Origin of the sequence: Paenibacillus spongiae (assembly GCF_024734895.1) — a bacterium.
GTDB classification, from domain to species: Bacteria; Bacillota; Bacilli; order Paenibacillales; family Paenibacillaceae; genus Paenibacillus_Z; species Paenibacillus_Z spongiae.
Map to the genome: position 1 here is coordinate 5390998 of NZ_CP091430.1, position 21704 is coordinate 5412701.

Genomic DNA, 21704 nt, shown 5'->3' on the forward strand with positions numbered 1-21704 from the left:
GTAGACACTATGCTATTTATCGATAATCGCGGAAACACGGATCCCGCCCTCAACCTGGCTCTGGAAGAGTATATCCTGCGCAACCTGCTGACCGGCGACAGCTATTTGCTGTTCTATATCAATGAACCATCCATCATTATCGGCAAAAATCAGAACACGATCGAGGAGATCAACACGGATTATGTCCGCGACCACAAGCTTCATGTCGTGCGCCGGCTGTCCGGAGGCGGTGCGGTATATCACGATCTCGGCAATTTGAACTTCAGCTTCATCACCAAGGATGACGGCAACTCCTTCCACAATTTCGCCAAGTTTACGCAGCCCGTTATCGATGCCCTGGGCAAGCTCGGCGTTCATGCCGAGCTGACGGGACGCAACGACATTCAAGTCGGCGACCGGAAGATTTCCGGCAACGCCCAATTCGCCACCAAGGGCCGCATGTTCAGCCATGGGACCCTCTTGTTCGATTCGGCTATGGAGAACGTCGCTTCCGCACTGAAGGTTAAGCCGATCAAGATCGAGTCCAAGGGAACGAAGTCGGTACGGGGACGCGTGGCGAATATTTCGGAATTTCTAACGCAATCGATGACAACCGAGCAATTCCGTACGGCGCTGCTGCGCGAGCTGTTCAATTGCGAACCGGACGTTGTACCGCAGTATAAGCTGTCAGAAGCGGAATGGGCCGATGTCGGCAAGCTGGCCGAGGAGCGGTACCGCAGCTGGGACTGGAACTACGGCCGTTCGCCGAAGTGCAACATTCAGAACATCCGCAAATTTGCTTCAGGCATCATTGATGCCCGCCTCGATGTGGAGGATGGCCGGATCGCCGGAATTCGGCTGTTCGGCGATTACTTCGGCGCACACGACGTGGACGAGCTGGAGCAGCTGTTAATCGGGACCCGCTATGAAGAGGCTGCGCTTCGCCAAGCGATCGCGAACGTGGACCTGACCCGTTACTTCGGGAAGCTGACGGAGGATGAGTTTATCGGGCTGCTGATGCTGCAGGATTAAGCCGTCCGTTACCTGCCATACGACCAGAATAAGGCTCTCATGCGGGAAAGAAATTACCCGCTGAGAGCCTTTTTCGCATGAACAATTTCTATCAGGTCCCGAGAAGAGACTAACCTCGCCGTCCAAGTACGGCATAAGTCGTTTCTTCTGGAGCCTACTTCGCCAAATCGCCGAAACGCGAGAAGATCGCCAGCGCCGGATCAATCGGCACTTCAGCCCGCTCAACATCCGCCGGAATCGTGATGGTCGGGGTCGGCCGCGGCAGCTTGCCCGCGAATTGCGGCAGCCATTCCCGCTCGGCTTCCAGCATCTCCGTCACCATGTCGCGGATTTCCTTCAGCGTGAGGACGGATGAAGTGAGCGGATCGAGCGCAATAGCCTGCACGACCGTCTCCGGATCGCCGCTCTTCGCCGCCAGAACCGTTAACCGCTGGACATTGATATTCGTCATGTTGAGCGCCGCGCACTGCGGCGGCAGATCACCGACGATCGTCCGGTTCAGGCCGGTCCGGTCGGCGAATATCGGGCCTTCGGCGCAGCACTCGTCCGGCAAATTCGTGATCATGCCGTCGTTGCGGATATTGCCGTTAAATTTGAATGTCTTCCCGGTCTCCAGCGCTTCGATGATATACGCGCAGTATTCGACGCTGCGCGGCGGCAATGCGGTCGGCTCATCGGCCAGAACATCCTGCTCGCGGTACTTGTCTGCAACATAGGTGCACCATTTGTAATACGCGCCGGATTCACCGCCGAAGGAAGGCTCGTCGCAATACAGGTCGAGCGCCTTCTGATTCTTCCGGAACCAGGGCACGTATTCGGACAAGTGGCCTGTCGACTCGGTCATAAAATATCCGAAGTGCCGGAACACTTCCCCGCGCACCTTCTCGTTCACATAAAATTCCGGTTCTTCGAATTTATCGCGAAGCAGCGGATACAGGTCCTTGCCTTCATGCGACAGCTTCGTAAACCAGCCCATATGGTTAATGCCTGCGGATACATAATCAATTTCCTGCTTAGGAATGCCGACATAGCCGGAAATGAGGTCAAGCGTCGTCTGTACCCCGTGACACAGACCGACGAACTTAACGTTCGTCTCGCCCAGCGCCCAGCAGATCATCGCCATGGGATTCACGTAGTTGAGCAGGGTCGCATTCGGGCACAACTCCTCCATATCCTTCGCGGTATCGAGAATGACAGGAATGCTGCGAAGCGCACGGAATACGCCGCCTGGTCCGAGCGTATCCCCAATACATTGGTCGACACCGTACTTCTTCGGAATCGTATAATCGAGCTCGAAGGCCGACACGCCTCCTACCTGAAAAGAGCAAATGACATAATTGGCGTCCCGCAGCGCTTCCCTGCGGTCGGTAGTAACCGACACCTTCGACTTCAATCCGTTCTCGGCAATCACTTTATCGGCAAAAGCTTTAACCTGCGACGTCTTGGTTGTAGATGGCGCCATCAGCACGAATTCCGTTTCTGCGAGCGCCGGGGTGGCCATAATGTCCAACATTAACGTTTTGCAAAAGACAACGCTGCCTGCACCGATAATGGCTATTTTCCGCATGGGTACGACCTCCGTTACGATTATTTTCGTTTCATCGGTTCCGAATCATAAAGTCGATGTAGTCCTTGGCCAGCTTCAAATCTTCCAGAGCTTCCTTAGCCGCGCAAGGAGCAGGACGCTCCCCGCGGACAGCCGCCAGGAAATTGACCGCTTGATTGCGCATCGCCGACACGTTAGGCATGACGGGGCGGATATGCTGCGCTTCGTCTTTCCCGTTGTCCATAAGAACGGTTACCTCTCCGGCGCGCTGCCGCGCAAGCGGCGGCGGAAGCTCTACCTTCACGTAGCCCTGCTCGAACGCGACCAGTACCTGCTCATGCCATTCGGCCGATGTACTGTAAGGTGCCATCTCCAGCGTCACGGTGACGCCGCTGTCGCTCTCTCCGACGAGCAGAACGCCTGCGCGGTCCCCGAATGTCAAACGATAAGACTCGCCAAGGAAGAAACGGATGGCGTTCACTTGATGAATGTAGTAATTTACGAAGGAATCCAGCATCCGGGTCTGCTCGTCGGTATAATCCGCAGGACCTCCTTCGAGCGTGATCGCCGGATACGGCTCGCTGGTGCCGAGCGGCATATCCGCACCGCCCACCCAATCGCCGGGCGGCATCGTGACGCGAATGTAGCGCATCTTGCCGCATGCGCCGCTGGCTTTCCATTCATCCACGCGCTTCTTCGCATATTCCATCGCGGGATCCGAACGTTTATGATACCCGATCATATGAAGAACGCCCTTCTCCTCCCCGATCCGCACAAGCTCTTCGCCCGCTTCGACGGTCAGGCACAGCGGCTTCTCCGTCAATACCGGAATGCCGGCGCGCAATATATCCGAGATCAGCACCGGATGGTGGCGGTATGGCTGAGGCGCCACAATCGCGTCTACCTTCGCCTTCTCGATCAGCTGCAGATGATTCTCGTATACTTCCGGCACGCCGTAGCGCTGCGCGATCAATTGCGCCATCTGCGGGCGCGGCTCCGCGAGTGCCACGACTTCACATTGATCCTTAAGAACGGCGTAGTTCGACAGATGCGCCATTTGCCCCATTCCGCCAACGCCAACAAAACCAATACGCAATTTACTCATGACTCTAATCCCTCCGGCCCCAAGTTTTCGAATAAATACAGTCCATCCTTGCCCGGTGCCACGATATCCGGATAACCGTTGCCGGTTAAATCCTGCACCCAGAAATATATGCCCGCACCCGATGCCACGCCCGCAGGACCGTAATCGATCACATGCTTGTCGAAACGGCCGCCATTCACTTTATAATAGTAAAGACCGACCGGATCATGCGCTCCGGGATCGCCGTCGTTATGGGCGCGGTACCGCTTGCCCGTAATAAGCTCGGGCTCGCCGTCAAGGTCGATATCCACAAGCCATAGATCATGCACCTGCGAGCCGCTCATGTCGATCTCATGCTTGATCCAGGTCCTGCTGCCGTCTGCCGCGCGCTGCTGCTCATACCAATGCAGACCGTAGTCATGGGCTTGCCCGACAATCAAGTCAACCAGACCGTCCCCGTTCACGTCATAGCCGATAACCGGTACGCTGGCCGAACCAAGCGAGAACTCGCGATGGAACGTCCATGGCGTTTGGAACGGATCCTCCGGCTGCTCCAGCCAGCCGTCATGCAGCACGATATCCATGCGGCCATCGCCGTTAATGTCGGCAAACCCCATGCCGTGCCCGCTTGCGCCTTCACCGATAACGAACTTCAGAAATTGTCCGGTCCCGCGGCCTTGATCGTCGCGAACCAGCTTATAGAACGCTTGCGGCTCGCCCGGCGTATTCGGGAAGATCTCCGGCACGCCGCATCCGTCGATATCCAGATAACGAATCGTCTCGATGCTGCCGCATTCGTCAATGTCATACGTCTGCCACTCTTCGCCCGTGACGCCGGGGTTCTTGCGCCATCTCAGCGTCTTTCCCCACCATGCGCCCGTAATGATATCCAGACGGCCGTCCCCGTCGACATCCATCGGATAGTCGCTGAAGTCGTCATGATACCCATCCACCGGCTCCACCTCGCAGACCGGATGGCGACGGCTGTAATCCGGCCCTTCATACCAATAGGCACCGCTTACAATATCCGGGATCCCGTCGCCGTTCACGTCAAAGACTGCGCAAGCCTCGTACTTCTCATCTGCCAACAACCGTTTATTAAACTGAAGCACAACGTTACCTCCTAGAGCTCATGTCATTATCGTTTCTTGAAAATTGGCCTGACGTACGATAAGGTTATAGCTAGAAGCGTAAAGCGCTTCCTACACTAAATTTAATGATTATCCGTCCAGCCAACAATAAGCGATCTTGTGTTTCTATTATCGAATCTTGCGAGGGGTGAAGGAAATGGAAGGAGATTCGCTGTTTTTGAGCCCGCCCGTCTTCATAGACGGCTTCGCCATCGAGAAGACGGACGACGACCCGTTCGTCTTCCCCCTTCATAGACATGACAGCAACAGCGAGCTGCTCTTGATTATCGAAGGCGAAGGGGCATTCGGAATTGACGGCCGCACGTACAAGGCCAAGGCCGGGACGATGCTCTTCTATCACCGAGGGGTATGGCATGAGGAACGTTCCATTCGCCATCCCTTCAAGGCTCTGTTTCTTGCATTCAACGAACTGCAGCTCCGTGGGCTTCCCGCCGATTATTTTCTCGATCCCGGGAGGCCTCCGATCATCGAATTGAAGGAGCACTATCTGCCGCTCAGACAATGGATACAGGATATACTGGCGGAATACAGGCAGAGGTATCCGGAGGCGCAGTCGATAGCCACGCATATGCTCGGCATCCTCTTTGCCCGCCTTGCCCGGCTAGTCTACTACCCTCCCGCCCCCGTACCAGATAAGAGGCCTTCCCATGCAGCCGTCCCGACCGCAAAGCGGTATATGGAGGAAAACTATTATACGGACATCACTCTGGCGACATTAGCCAAATTGACGTACGTCAACGAATATCACCTTGCCCACCTGTTCAAGGACGAGGTCGGAATCAGCCCGATCCAATATCTTATCCAATGCCGCATGGAGGTTGCCAAGCGCTACTTGCAAACTACCGGGCTGCCGCTGAGGGACATTGCAGAACGGGTAGGTTACAAGAGCGAGACGTCCTTCCTCACTCTCTTCAAGAGAATGACGGGAACGACACCCGGCAAGTACCGCAGCATGACGCAGCAGCCTCCTGACGGTCAGCCGTGAATTGACGCTCAGAACATGGTATTATAGGGTAGTACGAGCTCTACCGGGTAATAATATTTTGAAGCAGACTGGAGGTTACATGTGCCTAACTCCAAATTTTTTCGTTTCGGGTACGGAATTTTACTGATTTTCCTCATTATTTGGGTCGGAGTAAAAATTAATTTTATTTTTCATCCTCTGGCCGTCATGTTCCAGACGCTGTTTGCCCCGCTGCTGATCGCGGGCATAGGCTATTATTTGCTGCGCCCGATCGTCCAGCTGCTGACCCGCAAGCGCGTACCGCGAACGCTCGCCATTCTCACCGTCTACCTGGCGATTACCTGTCTGCTTGCGCTGCTGTTCATCTTCGTGTATCCGATGATCAAGCGCCAATTCAACGATCTGGCCGCGAGCTTGCCGTCGCTTCTCCAGACGGCGATCTCCAAAGTCAACCAGCTTGCCGGCAGCGAATGGTTTAACAAATTGCTGGAGAACTTCGATCTGAATCTCCAACAGCTCACTGCCAAGGCTTCCGAATTTGCCATGATTCTGGTCGACCTGCTTGGCACCAACATTACGTATGTCATCGGCTTCGTGACCAATCTGGTCCTGCTCGCGGTCGTCGTTCCGTTCATCCTCTTCTACGTGCTTAAGGACGGCGAGAAGATGTCCGGAGGGCTTGTGAAGCTCCTGCCGGAGAAGAACCGGAAGGACGGCCGGAAGCTGTTATCCGAGATGGATGAAACGATCAGTCTTTATGTCCGCGGACAAATAACCGTTGCGATCTGCGTCGGCGTGCTGCTGCTTATCGGCTATTTGATTATCGGACTCAACTATGCGGTGCTACTGGCCCTTGCCGCCATGATGACGAACGTTATTCCTTACGTGGGCGCCTTCATCGCCGCCGCACCGGCCGTGCTCATTGCAATGGGGGACTCGCCTGGTATGGTGGTGAAGGTGCTGATTGTCACCATCGTAGCCCAACAGATCGAAAGCAACCTCGTCTCGCCGCAAATCATGGGCAAGACGCTGGAGATTCACCCGCTAACGATCATCCTTCTCCTTCTGGTCGTCGGCACGCTTACAGGACCGGTCGGCTTGCTGCTTGCCGTTCCGACCTATGCGGTTACCAAGATCGTCGTTACGAACGTGTACCGCTTCATCAAGCTTCGAAATTCGAACCCGGTTCCATAATCTGCATGAGCTCCGTCTTCCATATGACAATTGTCATGTGGAAGACTTAACATTTGCTACTGTCTCGCAGACGAGCCCTGCCTTAAAATGTACCAAGGGGAGGTGTGGGTCATTACGATAAGAATCGTTACCGACACGACTGCAGAGCTGTCTCCATTCATCATCGACCAATACAACATTACGGTTATCCCTTTGCAAGTTACGCTGAATGAAGAGACCTTCACGGAAAGCAGCGATATTTCAACGCTGTCCTTTATTAACAAAATGAAAGCTTCCAAGAAGCTGCCGCTTACCTCGCAGCCAAGCATCGGAACGTTCCTCGAAACGTACGACAGGCTCGGCGAGAACGGAGATGCCATTCTGTCCATTCATATGACGGGCGATATGAGCGGCACCTACGCAACAGCTTCATCGGCGGCTGCCATGTCCGCCGCCAACGTGGAGACATTCGACTCCCGGATGATGTCGCAGGCGCTTGGCTTTCAAGTCATTGAAGCCGCACAGATGGCCAGCCAGGGCGCAACCATAGCGGAAATCAAGGATCGCCTGGCCAAGATCATTCAGCAGACGTCACTCTTTGTCGTGGTGGATAGCTTGGAGCATCTGGCCAAGGGGGGACGGATCGGACGAGGTCAGGAGCTGCTTGGTTCGATATTGAATATTAAGCCGATCGCCATGCTGCAGGACGGGGTCTACACGCCGGTCTATAAGGTAAGGACCCGCTCACAGCTGATTAAGAAGCTGATCGGCCGCTTTGAAGAAGAAACAAGCGGAAGAACGATTCGCGGAGTCGGCATCTCGCACGCGGATAACCCGTCCTTGGCGGAAGAGCTGAAGCATGAAATCGAGAAGGCTTCAGGTTATACGTCAACGTGGATCAAGCTGACGACGCCTGTCATCAGCTCGCATACCGGCCCAAGCGCTATCGGTTTTTCCTATTATACAGATTAATTCTGACGCATCATCCGCCGCGTAGCCGCTCAAGACTGGTTACGAAGCGGATGATTTTGGTATTGGAGGCACCTATGAAATCGAGATGGTTCCGCGTACTGCCCAAGGGAACAGGAATTATCCCTTATATTTGGGCACTGCTGTATATACTGCCTTTCTACTTTATCTTTCAATACTCTTCCTTCAACCGGATCTGGATCGGAATCGTCCTGATGATCGCCTTTGTCATCGCAAGCCAGCTTTCCCAAACGACCAACCGTACGTTATTATATGTATGGACGTTCGTCCAGATCGGAATCTCCGCCGTGATGACGCTGCTGTACGATTATGTGTATCTGGCTTTCTTCATCGCCTACTTCATCGGGAATATCCGCATGCGCGTCCACTTCTTCGTTCTGTACGCCATTCATCTGACCTGCGTCTTCATTACCATCAACTACAGCTTCATTACGCAGAATGGCGTTTTCATCAATCAGTTTCCGTTCATCATTCTATGCTTGATCGGATCCATCCTGCTGCCGGTGAATACTTATACACAGATTAGGCGTGGCGAGCTGCAGGAAAAGCTGGAATACGCGAATAAACGAATCGCCGAGCTTGTCATCCAGGAAGAGCGGCAGCGGATATCCCGCGATCTTCACGATACGCTCGGACAGAAGCTGTCTTTAATCGGCCTTAAGAGCGATCTGGCGGGAAGACTCGTGCACAAGAACCCGGATCAGGCCAGAAACGAAATGAAAGACGTGAACTTAACGGCGAGAACCGCTCTGAAGGAGGTCCGCCAGCTCGTATCCAAGATGCGCGGCGTCAAGGTTGCGGATGAAATCGTCCATGCCCGGCAGATGCTGGAGGCCGCTCACATTGATTTTCAATACAGCGGCGACGTCAGGCTTGCGGATGTCCCGCCGTTCATCCAGCATGTCCTGAGCATGTGCGTGAAAGAAACCGTCACGAACATCGTGAAACATAGTCAAGCTACCGCTTGCGATATGCTGATCGAGCAATCTCCGACGGATACGCTCATACGCATACGCGATAACGGCATCGGCATTCCAGCACATATTCCATCCGGAAACGGGCTGCAGGGGATGCGCGAGCGGCTGGAATTCATCAATGGCACGGTTAGCTTGACCTCGCAGAAAGGTACGATCGTTACGATCCGGGTACCCCGGGTGAATAAGCAGAAGGAAGCGGGTGATAGTGTATGATTCGAATCGTAATCGCGGAGGATCAGCGGATGCTGCTGGGCGCTCTCGGCTCCCTGCTGGATTTGGAGGATGACTTTGTCGTCGTGGGCAAGGCAAGCAACGGCGACGAAGCGCATGAGCTCATCAAGAAGCTGGAGCCCGATATATGCGTTATGGATATCGAGATGCCCGGCAAAAGCGGATTGGACGTCGCCGAAGAAATCCGCGGGATGAGCTGCAAAGTCATGATTCTGACCACGTTCGCCCGTTCCGGCTATTTCGAGCGCGCTCTGAAGGCCGGCGTCAGCGCCTATTTGCTGAAGGACAGCCCCAGCGAAGAATTAGCGAGCTGCATCCGCAGTGTCATGGCCGGCAAACGCATCTTCGCTCCCGAGCTCGTTGCCGATGCCTATAACGAGGAGAATCCGCTCAATGAGCGGGAAATCGAAGTCTTGTCGCTGGTCGCCGACGGCAAGACAACGAAGGAAATCGCCGAAGCGCTGTATCTGACGAACGGCACGGTACGCAACTATATTTCCGGCATGCTGGACAAACTTGGCGTGAAGAATCGGATTGAAGCCATTACCCGCACGAAGGAAAAGGGATGGATGGAATAAGGGGCTAGCCCATAAGCGGGTCTTATGGGTCAGCCCCTTGTTGGTTTATGGAGTATGCGCAGCATTAGCCTTGCTCTTCTTCCGCAGTCCAACAACGACGACGAAGGCGACGATCAGCACTTCGAAGCCGTATTTCAGAACAGGATTACGGAAGAATGGAGCCAGTATGGCTTCACTCACGAACATCTTGGATGCCGTCCACCCCAATACGGCGGAGCCGAGAATAATGATCCAGGGGAATCTTTCGATAAGCCTGAGCACGACGGTGCTTCCCCACACGACGACCGGCACCGAAATCATCAGCCCCACGATAACGAGCAGAAGATGACCCTGTGCCGCACCCGCCACAGCCAGTACATTATCCAGCCCCATTGCGGCATCCGCTATGATGATCGTCCGGACAGCCGCCCCTATGTTATGGCCAGCCGTAACGTGGAGCTGCTCCTTATCCTCCGCAACGAGTTTGATGGCGATCCAAATGAGAAGAAGGCCTCCGATAATAAGCAGCCCCGGTATCTTCAGTAAGTATACGACCCCTAGCGTAGCCAGAACTCGAATGACGACAGCGCCAGCCATCCCCAAAAGAATGACTTTCTTCTGATCTTCCTTGGGAATGCTGCGTGCGGCCATGCCGATCACGATCGCATTGTCCCCAGCAAGCACAAGATCGATGACGACAATCGACAGCAGCGCCGTCCATAATTCCAGACTAAACAGCTCCAAGCGGATACCATCTCCCTGATCTGAAATGAACTGCGGCCAAAAAAAGCCCCACCTGATGATAGTACCCCATTTGTTCCATGGGAATACAATCACCCGGTGAGACTATCGCCAGCGGCAGCTTATTGACCGCCCGTTTCCTGAAAATATTGCTTCAAACCTTCCACGATCGCCTGAGCCACACGGCTCCGCGAAGCAGGATCGAGCATCTTCGCTTCTTCCTCCTTGTTGGTGAGGAAACCGACCTCCATCAGAATAGCCGGCTTCTCGCTTTGCGTCAGTACACGCCAAGCCTCCTTCTTCACGCCCCGGTCTGTAAAACCTGTCGCCTCCACAAGCTCCTTGTGAATCGTATTCGCGAGCAGCCGGCTGTTATCCGAATAATAATAGGATTCCGTGCCGGTTATGCTCGAATCCGTGTACGTATTGCCGTGAATCGAGAGGAATGCGTCCGCATCGAGATCGTTGCCATATTTCGCCCGATCGTCCAGTTCCATGAACGTATCCCCGTCACGCGTCATATACGGTTCGAACATCGGTTCCTGCTGGAGCAGCTCATAGACCTCTTGAGACAGGGCAAGCGTATATTCCTTCTCTTCTTTCCCGCTCACGCCGCCCGCTCCCGGATCATTGCCTCCGTGTCCCGGATCGATCACGATCTTGTAGGCGTTATTCGGTTTGCTGTCGGCAGCAGTCTTGGCGACCGCCGCCGCAGTATCATTCCCGGACCGCTTGGACTCCTGCGCCGGCTGCATCGCTTGCGATTGATTATATTTCATCAAGGCTCCCCCTACTAATAGAAGGGCACCCAGCATGAAGATAACAGCTCGTAGGGAACCTCTATTTCTTCTCATCATAAACTCCTTCCGATCCGGTGGACGAGCTCCGCTCGGGTTCAATGCCTGCGGCGGTTTTATATGCCGGCGGAACCTCTTCCAGCTGCATGATCGTATCTTTATAGGAACGCTGCATCCGCGCTTTGAATTCATTCGAGATGTGCTTGCTGTCCATGTAATTCAGGATAGGAAGAATTTGATACGTGTACGCCTGCTTCCCGTCCTCCATATCTCTGTATACCCAGGTCGGCACATAATCGATATTAATGATCCTCGTCTGATTCGTCGTTTTGTTCTTCTGGATGTCGAACAGGACAATGACGCCATCCTCGGTATACGCATTGTTCAACGTTTCATAGCGCTGATTGGAAATAAAATTGCCCATGGAATAGATGACAAACGCATTATTGCTTCTGCCGCCGAGCTGTTCGGATCGCTGAATAACGTGAGGGTGGCTTCCCAAAATAATATCGACGCCCGCTTTCGCCAGCAGCTTGGCCAGCTGCTCCTGCTTCTTGGACGGCGTGCGCTCGTATTCATTCCCCCAATGCAGGAAGGCAATGATGACGTCCGCCCCCTGATCCTTCGCGTATTGAATATCTTCCTTCATCTTAAGTTCATCCGCCATATTGATCATCGTGTCCAGCTCCTCGGGCGTGAGGGAGCCCTCCAGCCCGTTGGCGCTCTCCGTATAGGACATGAACGCGAGCTTAATGCCCTTCACGTTCTTCATCAGCACCCTCGTATCGGGCCGCTTCTCATACGTGCCGACGGTATCCAGTCCGCGCTGCCGGATCATCTGCACCGTCCGGATCAAGCCCGCCCTTCCCGTATCCAGACTGTGGTTATTGGCGGTTGACAGGATATCGAAGCCCGCATATTTGATGGCGTCGAGCACCTCGTCGGGCGAGTTGAAGCGGGGGTATCCGCTGTACTTCTGCGTATCCGGGCCGGCGGTCGTCGTTTCGAAATTCGCAATCGCCAGATCGGCAGCGCTAATGATCGGCTTCACGGCATCGAACACCGAATTGAAACGATAGGTATTCGTCTTGGCATCGTATCCGCTCGCCAGCTGGGCATTATGGAACATAATGTCGCCTGCGGCCGCGAGCTTGATGTCGATATAGGATTCGCGATCCATGACAGGCGGAAGATGTCCGGGCTTGATGACGCCGCCCGTGGACGTTCCAGCTTTCTCTTGATTGGGCAAGATAACGAATACAACCGCCGCAATTCCGACAGCGGCAGCAAGAACAGACGCAAGTAGAACCGCGGCAGCCGATCTTCTATTCACCCGGCCGGCCCGCTTCATGATGCGTCCCCTGCATTCCGGTATTCTTCCAAAGTCAATCCGCTCTCGTATACCTTCGCCGCCATATCGGCACCCAAGTACCGAAGGTGCCATGGCTCGTACATGTAGCCCGTTATCTCTTCTTTATCCTTGGGATACCTGATAATGAATCCGAAGTTGTGGGCGTTGCCGCTCACCCATCTGCCTTCCGGCGTCTCCCCGAAATTCTCCGATAACTGCAAATCTACGCTGTCGCTCGTAATGTCCATGGCCAGACCCGTCTGATGCTCGCTTTGCCCCGCTCTCGCGCTGAATCGGCTTGCAGCCGTTTCTCCCTCCCGGGCAGCGTAACGGTCGAACAGCGCTTCTTGCGTTTTATAGGATCTATAGCCCGAACGGGCATAGAGCTTATAACCGGCTTCTCCGGCCTTGCCGAACATCAGCTTGAGCGCCTCGGCAGCCTCTTCTCTGAGCTGATTGACCTCCGGGTTTCGAAGAACGGTCGGCACCTCGACATCGACCAGATCAGTGGGGGCATAATCCTCGGCCAGCTCATACCGTTTATTCACGAATACCTGGATCGAGGCATCGCCGGCGCTTCCTTCCCCTTCACCCGTCGGAACGGCCTTCGTCTTCGCGGGATTCGGTTTGTTCCGGTCTTGCGCAGATCCATTCTGCTGCCCTTCATGATCCGCGGGCTTGTCCGCCGAACCGCCGCAGGCTGTCGTTCCGACGGTTAAAGCCGCCAGACCGACGATCAGCATCCTTCTGGTTTTATCCATCTATTGCCGCTCCTTATCCTGTGTCGTAAACCTACGAATCCCAGTTTAATACCGGCACATATAAGAAGTTAGATGGAGTTGTAATGGAGTTGTAAAAGATTAATCCACTATGCGGTACGCATACTTGTTCACGATATCTTGCAGCGCCGTCATGATGTCCTTATAGAAACCGGTAACTTTCCGCGTTTCCAAATCGATTAACAGGCTTAAGACGATATCATCGGTTCCTTTGGCCTTATAACGCAATTCCGTCTTTTCCCCGATCATGTAAAGCGAGGTATCGTCCAGCTCCAGACCGTCCGGCTCATAGCCGTCCATATTCGCGATAAACGGTTCCGCAATGATAGCCAGCTCGTCAAGTCGAAGCGCCCGCGATCCCTTATCCTTGACTGCCGTTTTGACGAAATCGACTTTGGAAATCCCGATGACGTCGCCGTCCGCCGCATTCATGACGACATTATAGAGATCCGTGGCATTATATTTGTTCATGACCGATAGAATATAGATTCCTTTGGATACTTTGGCGAGCTGCGTTTTGTATTCGACGAGAAAGCTTTGATCGGTTTTGTACTGTCTCCCGTCACGGGCCAGCAGTTGTTTGATCTGGGCCTGATCCATGGCGAATCCTTCGAACTGGACATCCTCCAGAGACAAATTATGCCCGTAATGGCTGTTGACCGCGCTGACGCTTAACGATCGTAACGTGTCTTCCGACAGCACCCCGTTATACTCCACTTCGGCCGGCTGCGCTTCCTGATTTATTTTTTTCACCATAACCGTGTCCTTGGCTATACTCGTGTAAAAGCTGCTGCAGCCGGTCAAAAGAAGACAAGCCGCCATCATAATGCCGCCTATCCGTAAGATTGCCATTCGCCCACCTCCCGCTGAACAACCGCCTCTGTGAACACAACCGTCATGGCCGTCCCTAACCCGGCTTCGCTTTCCACTTCGATGGCGGCGTGATGAATGCCGGCTATGCTTTGACAGATCGACAAGCCCAGCCCCGCTCCATTGCTGCTCCTTGTTCTGGCTTTGTCGGCCATATAGAAAGGCTCGAAGATTTTGTCCAGATGCTCCTTCGGAATGCCGGTTCCCTGATCGATCACTTCCAAGCGGCATGTTCCTTCATGCACATAGGTTCGAATCGTAATGCTTCCATGGCTGGGGGAGGCCTTTACTGCATTGTCCACCAGATTAAATATAAGGATCTTAACGAGATCCCTCTCGAGCATCAGATAGCAATCCTCGCATTCCAGGCGAATCTGAATCTGCTTCTCTCTGGCTTTCATGGCCAGCGATGGCTCGATTTCGAGAATGATGCCGGTTAGATTCTCGCGTTTCATAACGAATTGATCCTCATGGAGGACAATTAAATCCATGAGCTTGGCTGATAGAGCTTCCAGTCGCTTGCCCTCGCTGTAGATGACGTTCAGCCCGTCCAGGAACGTATCTCCATCGTACTTGGTCACCCGCAAATAATTTGCATAGCCGATGATCGAGGTCAGAGGCGTCTTGAGCTCATGCGTAATGTTATTGATAAAGCGCTGCTTCTCGCTGTTGTTGCGCTCCAAGATGTTGATCTTGTCCTCCACCACCGCGGCCATCTCGTTAAAATTAGCCGCCAGCACACCGATCTCGTCCTTCGATTTCAGCTGCACCCGTTCCGAGAAATTCCCCTTCGCAATCACTTTCGCCGTTTTCACCATCTGATCGATCGGCTTCGTCAGCCCCTTGCTAATAAAAAACATGACGATCATAAAAAACAGGCAAGCGCCCAAGTCCACCTTCGCGAAGAAACGGTATTGCTCCGTCCGTTCCGCATAGACCGGCGTCACATCCTTGATGTACGTAAAAATATATGGATTACGGTTAATATCCGTTAGATTCGTCGTAAACAGCAGCGTCCGGCTTCCGATATCGCGCAGGATATATTTGATTTCGCCCGCTTGAAGATCAACCAGCTCCTTGCGTTCGGATGGCATGGCAAAATCCGTATTGCTGTAGACGGTTTTCTTCTTGGCGTTCATGATCTCCAGATAAATGCTGGAATCCCGATTCTTATCGACGAACTCCTTGGCGATATTCGTCAGCACCGTCTTCTCATAATCGATGGAATCGTATATACGCAGGATCGGAATGATGGCGTTAACGCTCGAATTCACACTCATGTTGGCGCTCAGCGTATGATTGATTTCCTGCTGGAGCATCTTGCTGTGATTGCGTTCGATAACCATAATGGAGGCGGCATTAAAAATAAGGACGAAGGAAAGGATGGAGAACAGATAAATCTTCTGCCAGAATTTCATCGGCTACTCCTCCAGCCTATAACCGATCTTATAGATGGTCTTGATCGAATCCTGCAGCTGAAGTTTCTTCCTTAACGATTTGATGTGCATGTCGACGGTTCTCGTTTCCCCGTAATAATCGCCGCCCCATACCTTGTCCAGAAATTGCTCCCGGGTGAGCGCGATATTCTTGTTCTTCAGCAGGACGACCAGCAGCTCATACTCCTTGGGCGTCAGCTCGACGGGAATCTCGTTAACCGTGACCTCTCTCTTGTCCAGGCGGACGGTTACCGCTTTGAAGGCTATGATCGTCTCCTCCTTGCCGTACCTTCTGAGCACGGTTTCGATCCGCGCCAGAAGCTCAATGGCTTCGAAGGGCTTCACCATATAATCGTCCGCCCCCAGCCTGAGCCCGTTCACTTTATCGAACACCGAGTTCTTCGCTGTCAAGAAGATGACCGGTATACCGGTGGAACGTATTCGCTCCATAAGCGCAAATCCGTCCAGCCTCGGAATCATGACATCGAGCAAGATCAAATCGAAATTCCCGTTCTTAATGGCGTCAAGCGCCTCAAGCCCGTCGTACGCTTCCGTCGTTTCATAGTTCACGATCGTCAGATTCATTTTTATAATTTTCGAAATATTGATGTCGTCTTCGACGATTAATATTTTCTTCTTCCCGTCCATCCGCTTCACCTTTCTCGCAATCCGCCAACCTGCCAATTTTATTTTAACCTTAATGCCAAGGTCCTGACAGGAGCAATATTTGTCACGATCCCAATGCCCTTTTTGCAGAGCAAACCCAAGCTTGAACACGGCTGCTGCGCAGGCGGAGTGTTCCGCCCCCGCACCCGGAATTCACATCCCTATAACGATGCGGGCGAAGGAAAGGATTAGATTCAAACGGCGTTATCGCGGAGCTTGCGCCTGTTCCTTCATAAGCGCAAGCAGCGTATATTGGAGCGCTGCCGATCCGACCAGGACCACCGGCAGCCAATAGGACTGCAGATCTTGCGAGAGTATAATGAGCGATGCAATGGAAATCACGCGCCCTGTGTTCAAGAACACCTCTCTCATGGCCACCGACTCTTCCCGCAGCTGCCCCTTGAGCGGAAGCGTCCCCATCAGCCGGTAATAGTACGAGGTCAGCGTATTGATGGCAAGCGGGTTGCATATCGAGAATAAGATCATGAAAATCAGGACCGACCACAATTGAACTTCTATAAGGAGGAAGGACGCGCCGAGCAAGGTTCCGGTCGACGAGGCCAGCATATATTTTCTCACGTTCTCCTGCCGGGCTTTGCGGGAGATGACATAGCCGGTGGCGACCGTTAGCGCGGAGAAGAAGACGCCCAGATAGCCGACCCAATCTTCCCGGCCTACCGCCCCGTAGAGCAGGATGCCCGGCAGGAACAGCATGACGCCCTGAAACAAGCCCAGCACGAAAAAGGCGATCAGTCCTTTAAACCAACGCCTGTTCTTGCGCATGACGAGTCCCATTAAGTTGAGATGATATGCCCGATGATGGGTATCGACGGTACGGATCCGGAAGCTGACGACCGCCGCGATGAGGAACATCAAGAACGCCAAGATGAAGATGAAGATATATCCCTGCAGCCCGCTGCTGCGCTGGATGACGTAGCCTGCCAGAGCCGGCCCGACCAGACCGGCGAAGTTAAAGACAATCATATTGATGGCCAAATACCGGATGCGGTTCGTATCGGTCGAAACATCGTATTGCAGAACCAGGAAGCCGGACCAATACAAGCCGGATGAGAGTCCGTTGAAGATCGCGAACAGGACGTAATAATTCACGACCTTCTCCTGCATAATGACCACCATCAGATAGAATAACGCGATCAGCAGAATTCCGATCCTATAGGTGACCATCCGGTCCTTCCGCTTCGAGATCCATCCACCCAGCACGAATGTCCCCGGGACGGAGGCATAGAGAAGAATGTAATAGAGGCCGTTGACCGTCAAATTTTGTGTCAGTCGCCACAAATACAGATTGAGGAACAGCGCTGACATGGAGGCGCCGAATTGAAAGCAGCCGTGAATAACGAGCGAGATCCGCGCTTCCTTTCCCAATCGAAGATCAGGCGATACCGAAGAGCTGGTTCTTCTTGCAAAAACGGATCTTAATCGTATGCCTGGCTGCATCGAGATGGCCTCCCCTGAATTTACCAATCGCCGTATTGGCAACATTGTAACATAGGGGTAGGAAGCTTATTCGCCGCCCGAAGTTCATTTTGAACGAAAAAACCGCATTTGCGTGATTCTACGGCTGATTGCCTTTGAAATCCGGCGTTTTTTGAAACGGCTTTCATTTGGATTCCCAACATTTCCACCTTTATGGATGCGTGAACATTTTACATGATGCTCAAGCTATACTACAATGAGAGGTAATTGTACGAGTGGAGGCTTTTCATGACAGACTATATCATACTGGATATTGAATTCAACGGACGTAAATTTGCCAGCGATAAACCGATGGAGGTCATCGAGATCGGGGCTGTCCGATTGAATGCCGCGCTGGAGCAGGTCGATGAATTCTCGGCTTTGATCAAACCGGTCTATTTTGCTAAACTGAATGATTTTATTAAGAAAAAAACCGGAATTCCTCAAGAATCCATTGATAAAGCTTCAGGGTTCCGCAAGGTTATCGGCGATTTCGTCCGCTGGCTGGATCGAAGCGAATCCTTCTTGCTTGTCACATGGGGCGGCGAGGACTTGAAACGGATCATATACGACACGCGAATGCATCAATTGAACGACGCATACTGGATGTCGGCCTCCTATTTCGATTTATTGAAGGGATTTCTGCGCTACAAAAAAATTACGAATGACGTCAGCGTCGAAGCGGCTCTGGCCGATCTGGAAATCACGCCGGAGGGCTCCGCGCACCGGGCGCTCGACGATGCACGAATGACTTCTGAGGTCTTCAAAGCGATATTCGATCAGCTCGATTTCAACCTTAAGCAGCAATTCAAGGACGTTTACTCGAATGCGAAGGAGCGCCGGATGGTGAAGCAGGCGGTACGGGCTATGCGCGCGCAGAAGATCGTCCCGCAATGGGAGCTTGTCGTCACCCACTACCTCAAAGACAAATTGCCGCTGGACGATACGAGAAAAATGAACGAGCTTCAGCAATATTTCGCAGCGGAGATTACGAATTAGGCGTCTCTGCCTCTAAAAAAAGATTGCCAACCTACCGGCCTTGCCTGCCGATGGGTTGGCATTCTTTTTTCTGAGCATCTTTAGAACGGCTTGCTGTGCCAGACGGGTACGGTAAAGCACAATGTCCTTAAAGGTCACATCTTCAAGCGATTCTTTATCGTTCCGTTCCCTCCATTGCTTTGAAATGTAAAGGTGCGTTCATAGCGATCATAGATACGGTACACAGGAAACGTTTCAATACTTCGCCATTGTTTATTCAACCTGTTGTCACAATCTTTGTGAAATAAATCACAGATTGTGGTTATACTATAGCTAATCGAAGGTGTTGACTTCCAAATGACATGCAGAAAGGGATGATTTCATGGAGCAGCCGAAGGAGAGCCGAGGGAGTAAGCAGGAGAAGCGCCTCATTTACTTATGTATCGGCGTTGCCATTATTATGCTCATGTCCTTGTCACGTTATTTATTTTAATCGCGAATTACGATGATACTTTTTGATGCAGGAGGGGATTCGCATGCTGTTAAGTGGTTACGACCCGGTATTCTACAGTCGGATACTCACGTCGCTTACACTCGGATTTCATATTATTTTTGCCACCATCGGTGTCGGTGTTCCGCTCATGATCGCTTTAGCCGAATGGATCGGAATCAAACGGGATGATCCGCATTACTTGCTGTTGGCCCGCCGCTGGGCGCGCGGCTTCGTCATAACGGTCGCCGTCGGTGTCGTTACCGGAACGGCAATCGGTCTGCAGCTCAGCTTGCTCTGGCCCAGCTTCATGCGCGTTGCCGGGCAATCGATCGCGCTTCCGCTATTTATGGAGACGTTCGCCTTTTTCTTCGAAGCGATATTTTTAGGAATCTACCTCTATACGTGGGACCGGTTCAAGAACCGGATGGTTCACTTCTGGCTGCTTATACCGGTCGTCATCGGTTCGTCGGGGTCGGCTTTCTTCATCACCATCGTGAATGCATTTATGAATGCGCCGGTCGGCGTTACGGTTGAGGGTGGCAAAATCGTCGATATTTCTCCGTTCGGCGCAATGCTCAGTCCTGCTATGCCGACGAAGGTGACACATGTGCTTGTTACCGCATATCTCACCTGCGCCTTCATACTGGCCGCTATCGCCGCCTGGTCGCTTCTGAAGGGACGCAATCACGTCTATTACAAGAAAGCGCTGAAACTGACCATGGTCTCAGCCTTCGTGTTCATTATCGCCAGCGCCATGATCGGCGACTTGTCCGGTAAATACTTGGCCAAATACCAACCGGAGAAGCTGGCCGCCATCGAATGGCATTTTGAAACGACCGCGCAAGCTCCGCTTATTTTTGGAGGGATTCTGACCGAAGATAACGAGATCAAATATGGCTTGAAAATCCCGTTCGCGCTCAGCATCCTGGCCCATGGCAATCCAAACGCGGTCGTGATCGGGCTCAATGATATTCCCGAGGATGAGCATCCGCCATTATGGATTCATTACTTGTTCGATTCAAAAATGGCATTCGTCGCGATCATGACGCTTATCGCAGCCGTCTTCATGATTCTTCTGTGGCGCAATCGAAACAAGGCTTATACGTCCAAATGGATGCTGCGCTCTATAATCGTTGCTGCGCCGCTCGCAGTGTTGACCATCGAGCATGGGTGGATCTTCTCCGAGGTTGGACGCCAGCCATGGATCCTGCGCGGCATCATGCGAACATCGGAGGGCGCGACGGTATCGACTCACGTTGACACGATGCTTATTCTGTTCGCACTGCTGTATATCGTCCTTGCCATTACCGTCGTGCGCGTTCTCATCCGTATGTTCCGCAGCAATACGGCAGAAGCTGAGATGGCGGATAGACTGATCCCGGGAGGGGAAGATAAATGAGCTACGAAGTATTGGGTATAACGGTTCTGTGGACCTTCCTCTTTGGCTATTTGATCATTGCGTCCATCGACTTCGGCGCCGGCTTCTTCAGCTTCTACAGCTCGATTACCGGCAAGCGTCACCTGATTCACAACATTATCGAACGTTACTTATCCCCTGTCTGGGAAGTAACGAACGTCTTTCTCGTCTTCTTCTTCGTCGGGATCGTCGGTTTCTTTCCGGATACCGCCTATTACTTCGGTACCGCATTGCTCATTCCAGGCAGCATTGCCATTATCCTGCTTGCCATCCGGGGTGCGTATTACGCCTTCAACAGCTACGGAACCCGAAGCAAGCCTGCCTATATGTTTCTGTACGGTGCCAGCGGACTTCTTATCCCCGCCTCACTGTCGACGGTGCTGACCATTTCAGAGGGCGGATATATTGAAGTTGACAGCAGCGGCAAAGTAACCTTCCTGTTCGAGAAGCTGTTCGCCAGCTCCTATTCGTGGACCGTCGTTCTGCTTGCGATCGTCAGCGTGCTTTATATATCGGCGATGTTCTTGACTTATTACGCCGCCCGGGCCAAAGACGTGAACGCATTCGAGGTCGTGCGCAAATACGCGCTAGCTTGGAGCGCACCGACAATCCTGAGCAGTCTTCTCGTCTTCTTCGCCATCTCCAGTCATAATCCGGAGCACTTTCAGCGGATGCTGGACCTTGCCTGGATGTTCGTCGCTTCGTTCATTTGCTTCCTGGTTGCGGTCTATCTGGTATGGACGAAGAAGCGGCTCGGCTTGTCGTTCGTATTCGTTATGCTGCAGTTCGGCTTCGCCTTCTATGGCTACGGTGCCGGACACTTGCCATACATTCTGTATCCGTATTTGACGATCTACGATAACTTCACCAGCGAACCGATGGCGATCGGGCTCATATCCGTATTTGTCCTTGGTTTGATGCTGCTCATCCCTTCTCTGTATTTGCTCATGAGGCTGTTCTTATTTGACGCCAATTACGTCCAGGGCAAACGGGAAAATCATTGATTAGGAGGTACG

Annotated in this window: 20 protein-coding genes; 9 read left to right on the forward strand and 11 right to left on the reverse strand. The window is 52.9% G+C overall.

The annotated features are described in order from the left end of the window. Positions 1-9: 9 nt before the first annotated feature. Positions 10-1011, forward strand: coding sequence for a lipoate--protein ligase (gene lplA / locus L1F29_RS24445; protein WP_258384646.1), 1002 nt, complete (start codon positions 10-12; stop codon positions 1009-1011). A 154-nt stretch (positions 1012-1165) separates the two neighbouring features. Here lplA and melA read toward each other — a convergent pair whose 3' ends face one another. From melA to L1F29_RS24460, 3 genes are read right to left on the reverse strand one after another with little or no spacing between them, the layout of a single operon-like run. Further along, positions 1166-2578, reverse strand: coding sequence for an alpha-galactosidase (melA, locus tag L1F29_RS24450; protein WP_258384647.1), 1413 nt, complete (start codon positions 2576-2578; stop codon positions 1166-1168). Positions 2579-2609: 31 nt separating this feature from the next. Next, entirely contained in the window at positions 2610-3662 is a 1053-nt protein-coding gene (locus L1F29_RS24455; RefSeq protein ID WP_258384648.1) for a Gfo/Idh/MocA family protein, read from the reverse strand. Continuing rightward, a complete protein-coding gene (locus L1F29_RS24460) occupies positions 3659-4753 on the reverse strand; it encodes an FG-GAP repeat domain-containing protein (protein WP_258384649.1) in 1095 nt (364 codons plus the stop codon). The genes L1F29_RS24455 and L1F29_RS24460 overlap by 4 nt, the downstream gene beginning before the upstream one ends. A 175-nt stretch (positions 4754-4928) precedes the next feature. Here L1F29_RS24460 and L1F29_RS24465 point away from each other — a divergent pair, with 175 nt between their 5' ends. The 5 genes from L1F29_RS24465 to L1F29_RS24485 all read left to right on the forward strand — a co-directional run bounded on the left by L1F29_RS24465 (position 4929) and on the right by L1F29_RS24485 (position 9705). Then, on the forward strand, positions 4929-5777 hold the full coding sequence (locus L1F29_RS24465) for a helix-turn-helix transcriptional regulator (RefSeq protein WP_258384650.1): 849 nt from the start codon (positions 4929-4931) through the stop codon (positions 5775-5777). Between the two features lie 81 nt (positions 5778-5858). Continuing rightward, the gene (locus L1F29_RS24470) at positions 5859-6950 is read left to right on the forward strand and encodes an AI-2E family transporter (RefSeq protein WP_258384651.1); all 1092 of its coding nucleotides are present in this window, start codon (positions 5859-5861) and stop codon (positions 6948-6950) included. Between the two features lie 87 nt (positions 6951-7037). Beyond that, positions 7038-7901 carry a DegV family protein gene (fakB, locus tag L1F29_RS24475; RefSeq protein ID WP_258384652.1) on the forward strand — a complete coding sequence of 288 codons (864 nt, stop codon included), beginning with the start codon at positions 7038-7040 and terminating at the stop codon, positions 7899-7901. A 74-nt stretch (positions 7902-7975) separates the two neighbouring features. Continuing rightward, entirely contained in the window at positions 7976-9109 is a 1134-nt protein-coding gene (locus tag L1F29_RS24480; RefSeq protein WP_258384653.1) for a sensor histidine kinase, read from the forward strand. After that, a complete protein-coding gene (locus tag L1F29_RS24485) occupies positions 9106-9705 on the forward strand; it encodes a response regulator transcription factor (RefSeq protein ID WP_258384654.1) in 600 nt (199 codons plus the stop codon). Before L1F29_RS24480 ends, L1F29_RS24485 begins: the two co-directional genes overlap by 4 nt. A 45-nt stretch (positions 9706-9750) precedes the next feature. On the opposite strand, the gene L1F29_RS24490 is transcribed toward L1F29_RS24485, so the two are convergent. The 8 genes from L1F29_RS24490 to L1F29_RS24525 form a co-directional block, all read right to left on the reverse strand. Continuing rightward, entirely contained in the window at positions 9751-10428 is a 678-nt protein-coding gene (locus L1F29_RS24490) for a TerC family protein (protein ID WP_258384655.1), read from the reverse strand. Between the two features lie 119 nt (positions 10429-10547). Beyond that, on the reverse strand, positions 10548-11204 hold the full coding sequence (locus tag L1F29_RS24495; protein WP_258384656.1) for an N-acetylmuramoyl-L-alanine amidase family protein: 657 nt from the start codon (positions 11202-11204) through the stop codon (positions 10548-10550). 61 nt (positions 11205-11265) lie between these two features. Further along, positions 11266-12573 (reverse strand): CapA family protein, encoded by a 1308-nt coding sequence (locus L1F29_RS24500; RefSeq protein WP_258384657.1) that lies wholly within the window; start codon positions 12571-12573, stop codon positions 11266-11268. After that, a complete protein-coding gene (locus L1F29_RS24505) occupies positions 12570-13334 on the reverse strand; it encodes a M15 family metallopeptidase (RefSeq protein ID WP_258384658.1) in 765 nt (254 codons plus the stop codon). Before L1F29_RS24505 ends, L1F29_RS24500 begins: the two co-directional genes overlap by 4 nt. 99 nt (positions 13335-13433) lie before the next feature. Further along, positions 13434-14204 carry a hypothetical protein gene (locus L1F29_RS24510; RefSeq protein WP_258384659.1) on the reverse strand — a complete coding sequence of 257 codons (771 nt, stop codon included), beginning with the start codon at positions 14202-14204 and terminating at the stop codon, positions 13434-13436. Beyond that, positions 14186-15640, reverse strand: coding sequence for a sensor histidine kinase (locus tag L1F29_RS24515; RefSeq protein WP_258384660.1), 1455 nt, complete (start codon positions 15638-15640; stop codon positions 14186-14188). Before L1F29_RS24515 ends, L1F29_RS24510 begins: the two co-directional genes overlap by 19 nt. A 3-nt stretch (positions 15641-15643) precedes the next feature. Next, the gene (locus tag L1F29_RS24520) at positions 15644-16306 is read right to left on the reverse strand and encodes a response regulator transcription factor (protein WP_258389795.1); all 663 of its coding nucleotides are present in this window, start codon (positions 16304-16306) and stop codon (positions 15644-15646) included. A gap of 222 nt (positions 16307-16528) precedes the next feature. Beyond that, complete coding sequence (locus L1F29_RS24525; protein WP_258384661.1) at positions 16529-17782, reverse strand: MFS transporter; 1254 nt, start codon at positions 17780-17782, stop codon at positions 16529-16531. 267 nt (positions 17783-18049) lie between these two features. On the opposite strand from L1F29_RS24525, the gene L1F29_RS24530 reads away from it, so the two are divergent. From L1F29_RS24530 to L1F29_RS24540, 3 genes are all read left to right on the forward strand, one after another. After that, positions 18050-18799, forward strand: a complete 750-nt coding sequence (locus tag L1F29_RS24530) for a 3'-5' exonuclease (RefSeq protein WP_258384662.1) — start codon at positions 18050-18052, stop codon at positions 18797-18799. Positions 18800-19314: 515 nt separating this feature from the next. Further along, positions 19315-20670, forward strand: coding sequence for a cytochrome ubiquinol oxidase subunit I (locus L1F29_RS24535; RefSeq protein ID WP_258384663.1), 1356 nt, complete (start codon positions 19315-19317; stop codon positions 20668-20670). Then, complete coding sequence (locus tag L1F29_RS24540) at positions 20667-21692, forward strand: cytochrome d ubiquinol oxidase subunit II (protein WP_258384664.1); 1026 nt, start codon at positions 20667-20669, stop codon at positions 21690-21692. Before L1F29_RS24535 ends, L1F29_RS24540 begins: the two co-directional genes overlap by 4 nt. Positions 21693-21704: the final 12 nt, after the last annotated feature.

What these genes read in the sequence shown, in the direction of transcription:
- L1F29_RS24480 (WP_258384653.1), top strand. Translation starts at nt 7,976, where the DNA reads ATGAAATCGAGATGGTTCCGCGTACTGCCCAAGGGAACAGGAATTATC.
- L1F29_RS24485 (WP_258384654.1), top strand. Translation starts at nt 9,106, where the DNA reads ATGATTCGAATCGTAATCGCGGAGGATCAGCGGATGCTGCTGGGCGCT.
- L1F29_RS24455 (WP_258384648.1), bottom strand. Translation starts at nt 3,662, where the DNA reads ATGAGTAAATTGCGTATTGGTTTTGTTGGCGTTGGCGGAATGGGGCAA.
- L1F29_RS24535 (WP_258384663.1), top strand. Translation starts at nt 19,315, where the DNA reads ATGCTGTTAAGTGGTTACGACCCGGTATTCTACAGTCGGATACTCACG.
- L1F29_RS24540 (WP_258384664.1), top strand. Translation starts at nt 20,667, where the DNA reads ATGAGCTACGAAGTATTGGGTATAACGGTTCTGTGGACCTTCCTCTTT.
- L1F29_RS24525 (WP_258384661.1), bottom strand. Translation starts at nt 17,782, where the DNA reads ATGCAGCCAGGCATACGATTAAGATCCGTTTTTGCAAGAAGAACCAGC.
- fakB (WP_258384652.1), top strand. Translation starts at nt 7,038, where the DNA reads ATGTACCAAGGGGAGGTGTGGGTCATTACGATAAGAATCGTTACCGAC.
- L1F29_RS24530 (WP_258384662.1), top strand. Translation starts at nt 18,050, where the DNA reads ATGACAGACTATATCATACTGGATATTGAATTCAACGGACGTAAATTT.
- L1F29_RS24495 (WP_258384656.1), bottom strand. Translation starts at nt 11,204, where the DNA reads ATGAAATATAATCAATCGCAAGCGATGCAGCCGGCGCAGGAGTCCAAG.
- L1F29_RS24505 (WP_258384658.1), bottom strand. Translation starts at nt 13,334, where the DNA reads ATGGATAAAACCAGAAGGATGCTGATCGTCGGTCTGGCGGCTTTAACC.
- lplA (WP_258384646.1), top strand. Translation starts at nt 10, where the DNA reads ATGCTATTTATCGATAATCGCGGAAACACGGATCCCGCCCTCAACCTG.
- L1F29_RS24520 (WP_258389795.1), bottom strand. Translation starts at nt 16,306, where the DNA reads ATGGACGGGAAGAAGAAAATATTAATCGTCGAAGACGACATCAATATT.
- L1F29_RS24515 (WP_258384660.1), bottom strand. Translation starts at nt 15,640, where the DNA reads ATGAAATTCTGGCAGAAGATTTATCTGTTCTCCATCCTTTCCTTCGTC.
- L1F29_RS24500 (WP_258384657.1), bottom strand. Translation starts at nt 12,573, where the DNA reads ATGAAGCGGGCCGGCCGGGTGAATAGAAGATCGGCTGCCGCGGTTCTA.
- L1F29_RS24510 (WP_258384659.1), bottom strand. Translation starts at nt 14,204, where the DNA reads ATGGCAATCTTACGGATAGGCGGCATTATGATGGCGGCTTGTCTTCTT.
- L1F29_RS24465 (WP_258384650.1), top strand. Translation starts at nt 4,929, where the DNA reads ATGGAAGGAGATTCGCTGTTTTTGAGCCCGCCCGTCTTCATAGACGGC.
- melA (WP_258384647.1), bottom strand. Translation starts at nt 2,578, where the DNA reads ATGCGGAAAATAGCCATTATCGGTGCAGGCAGCGTTGTCTTTTGCAAA.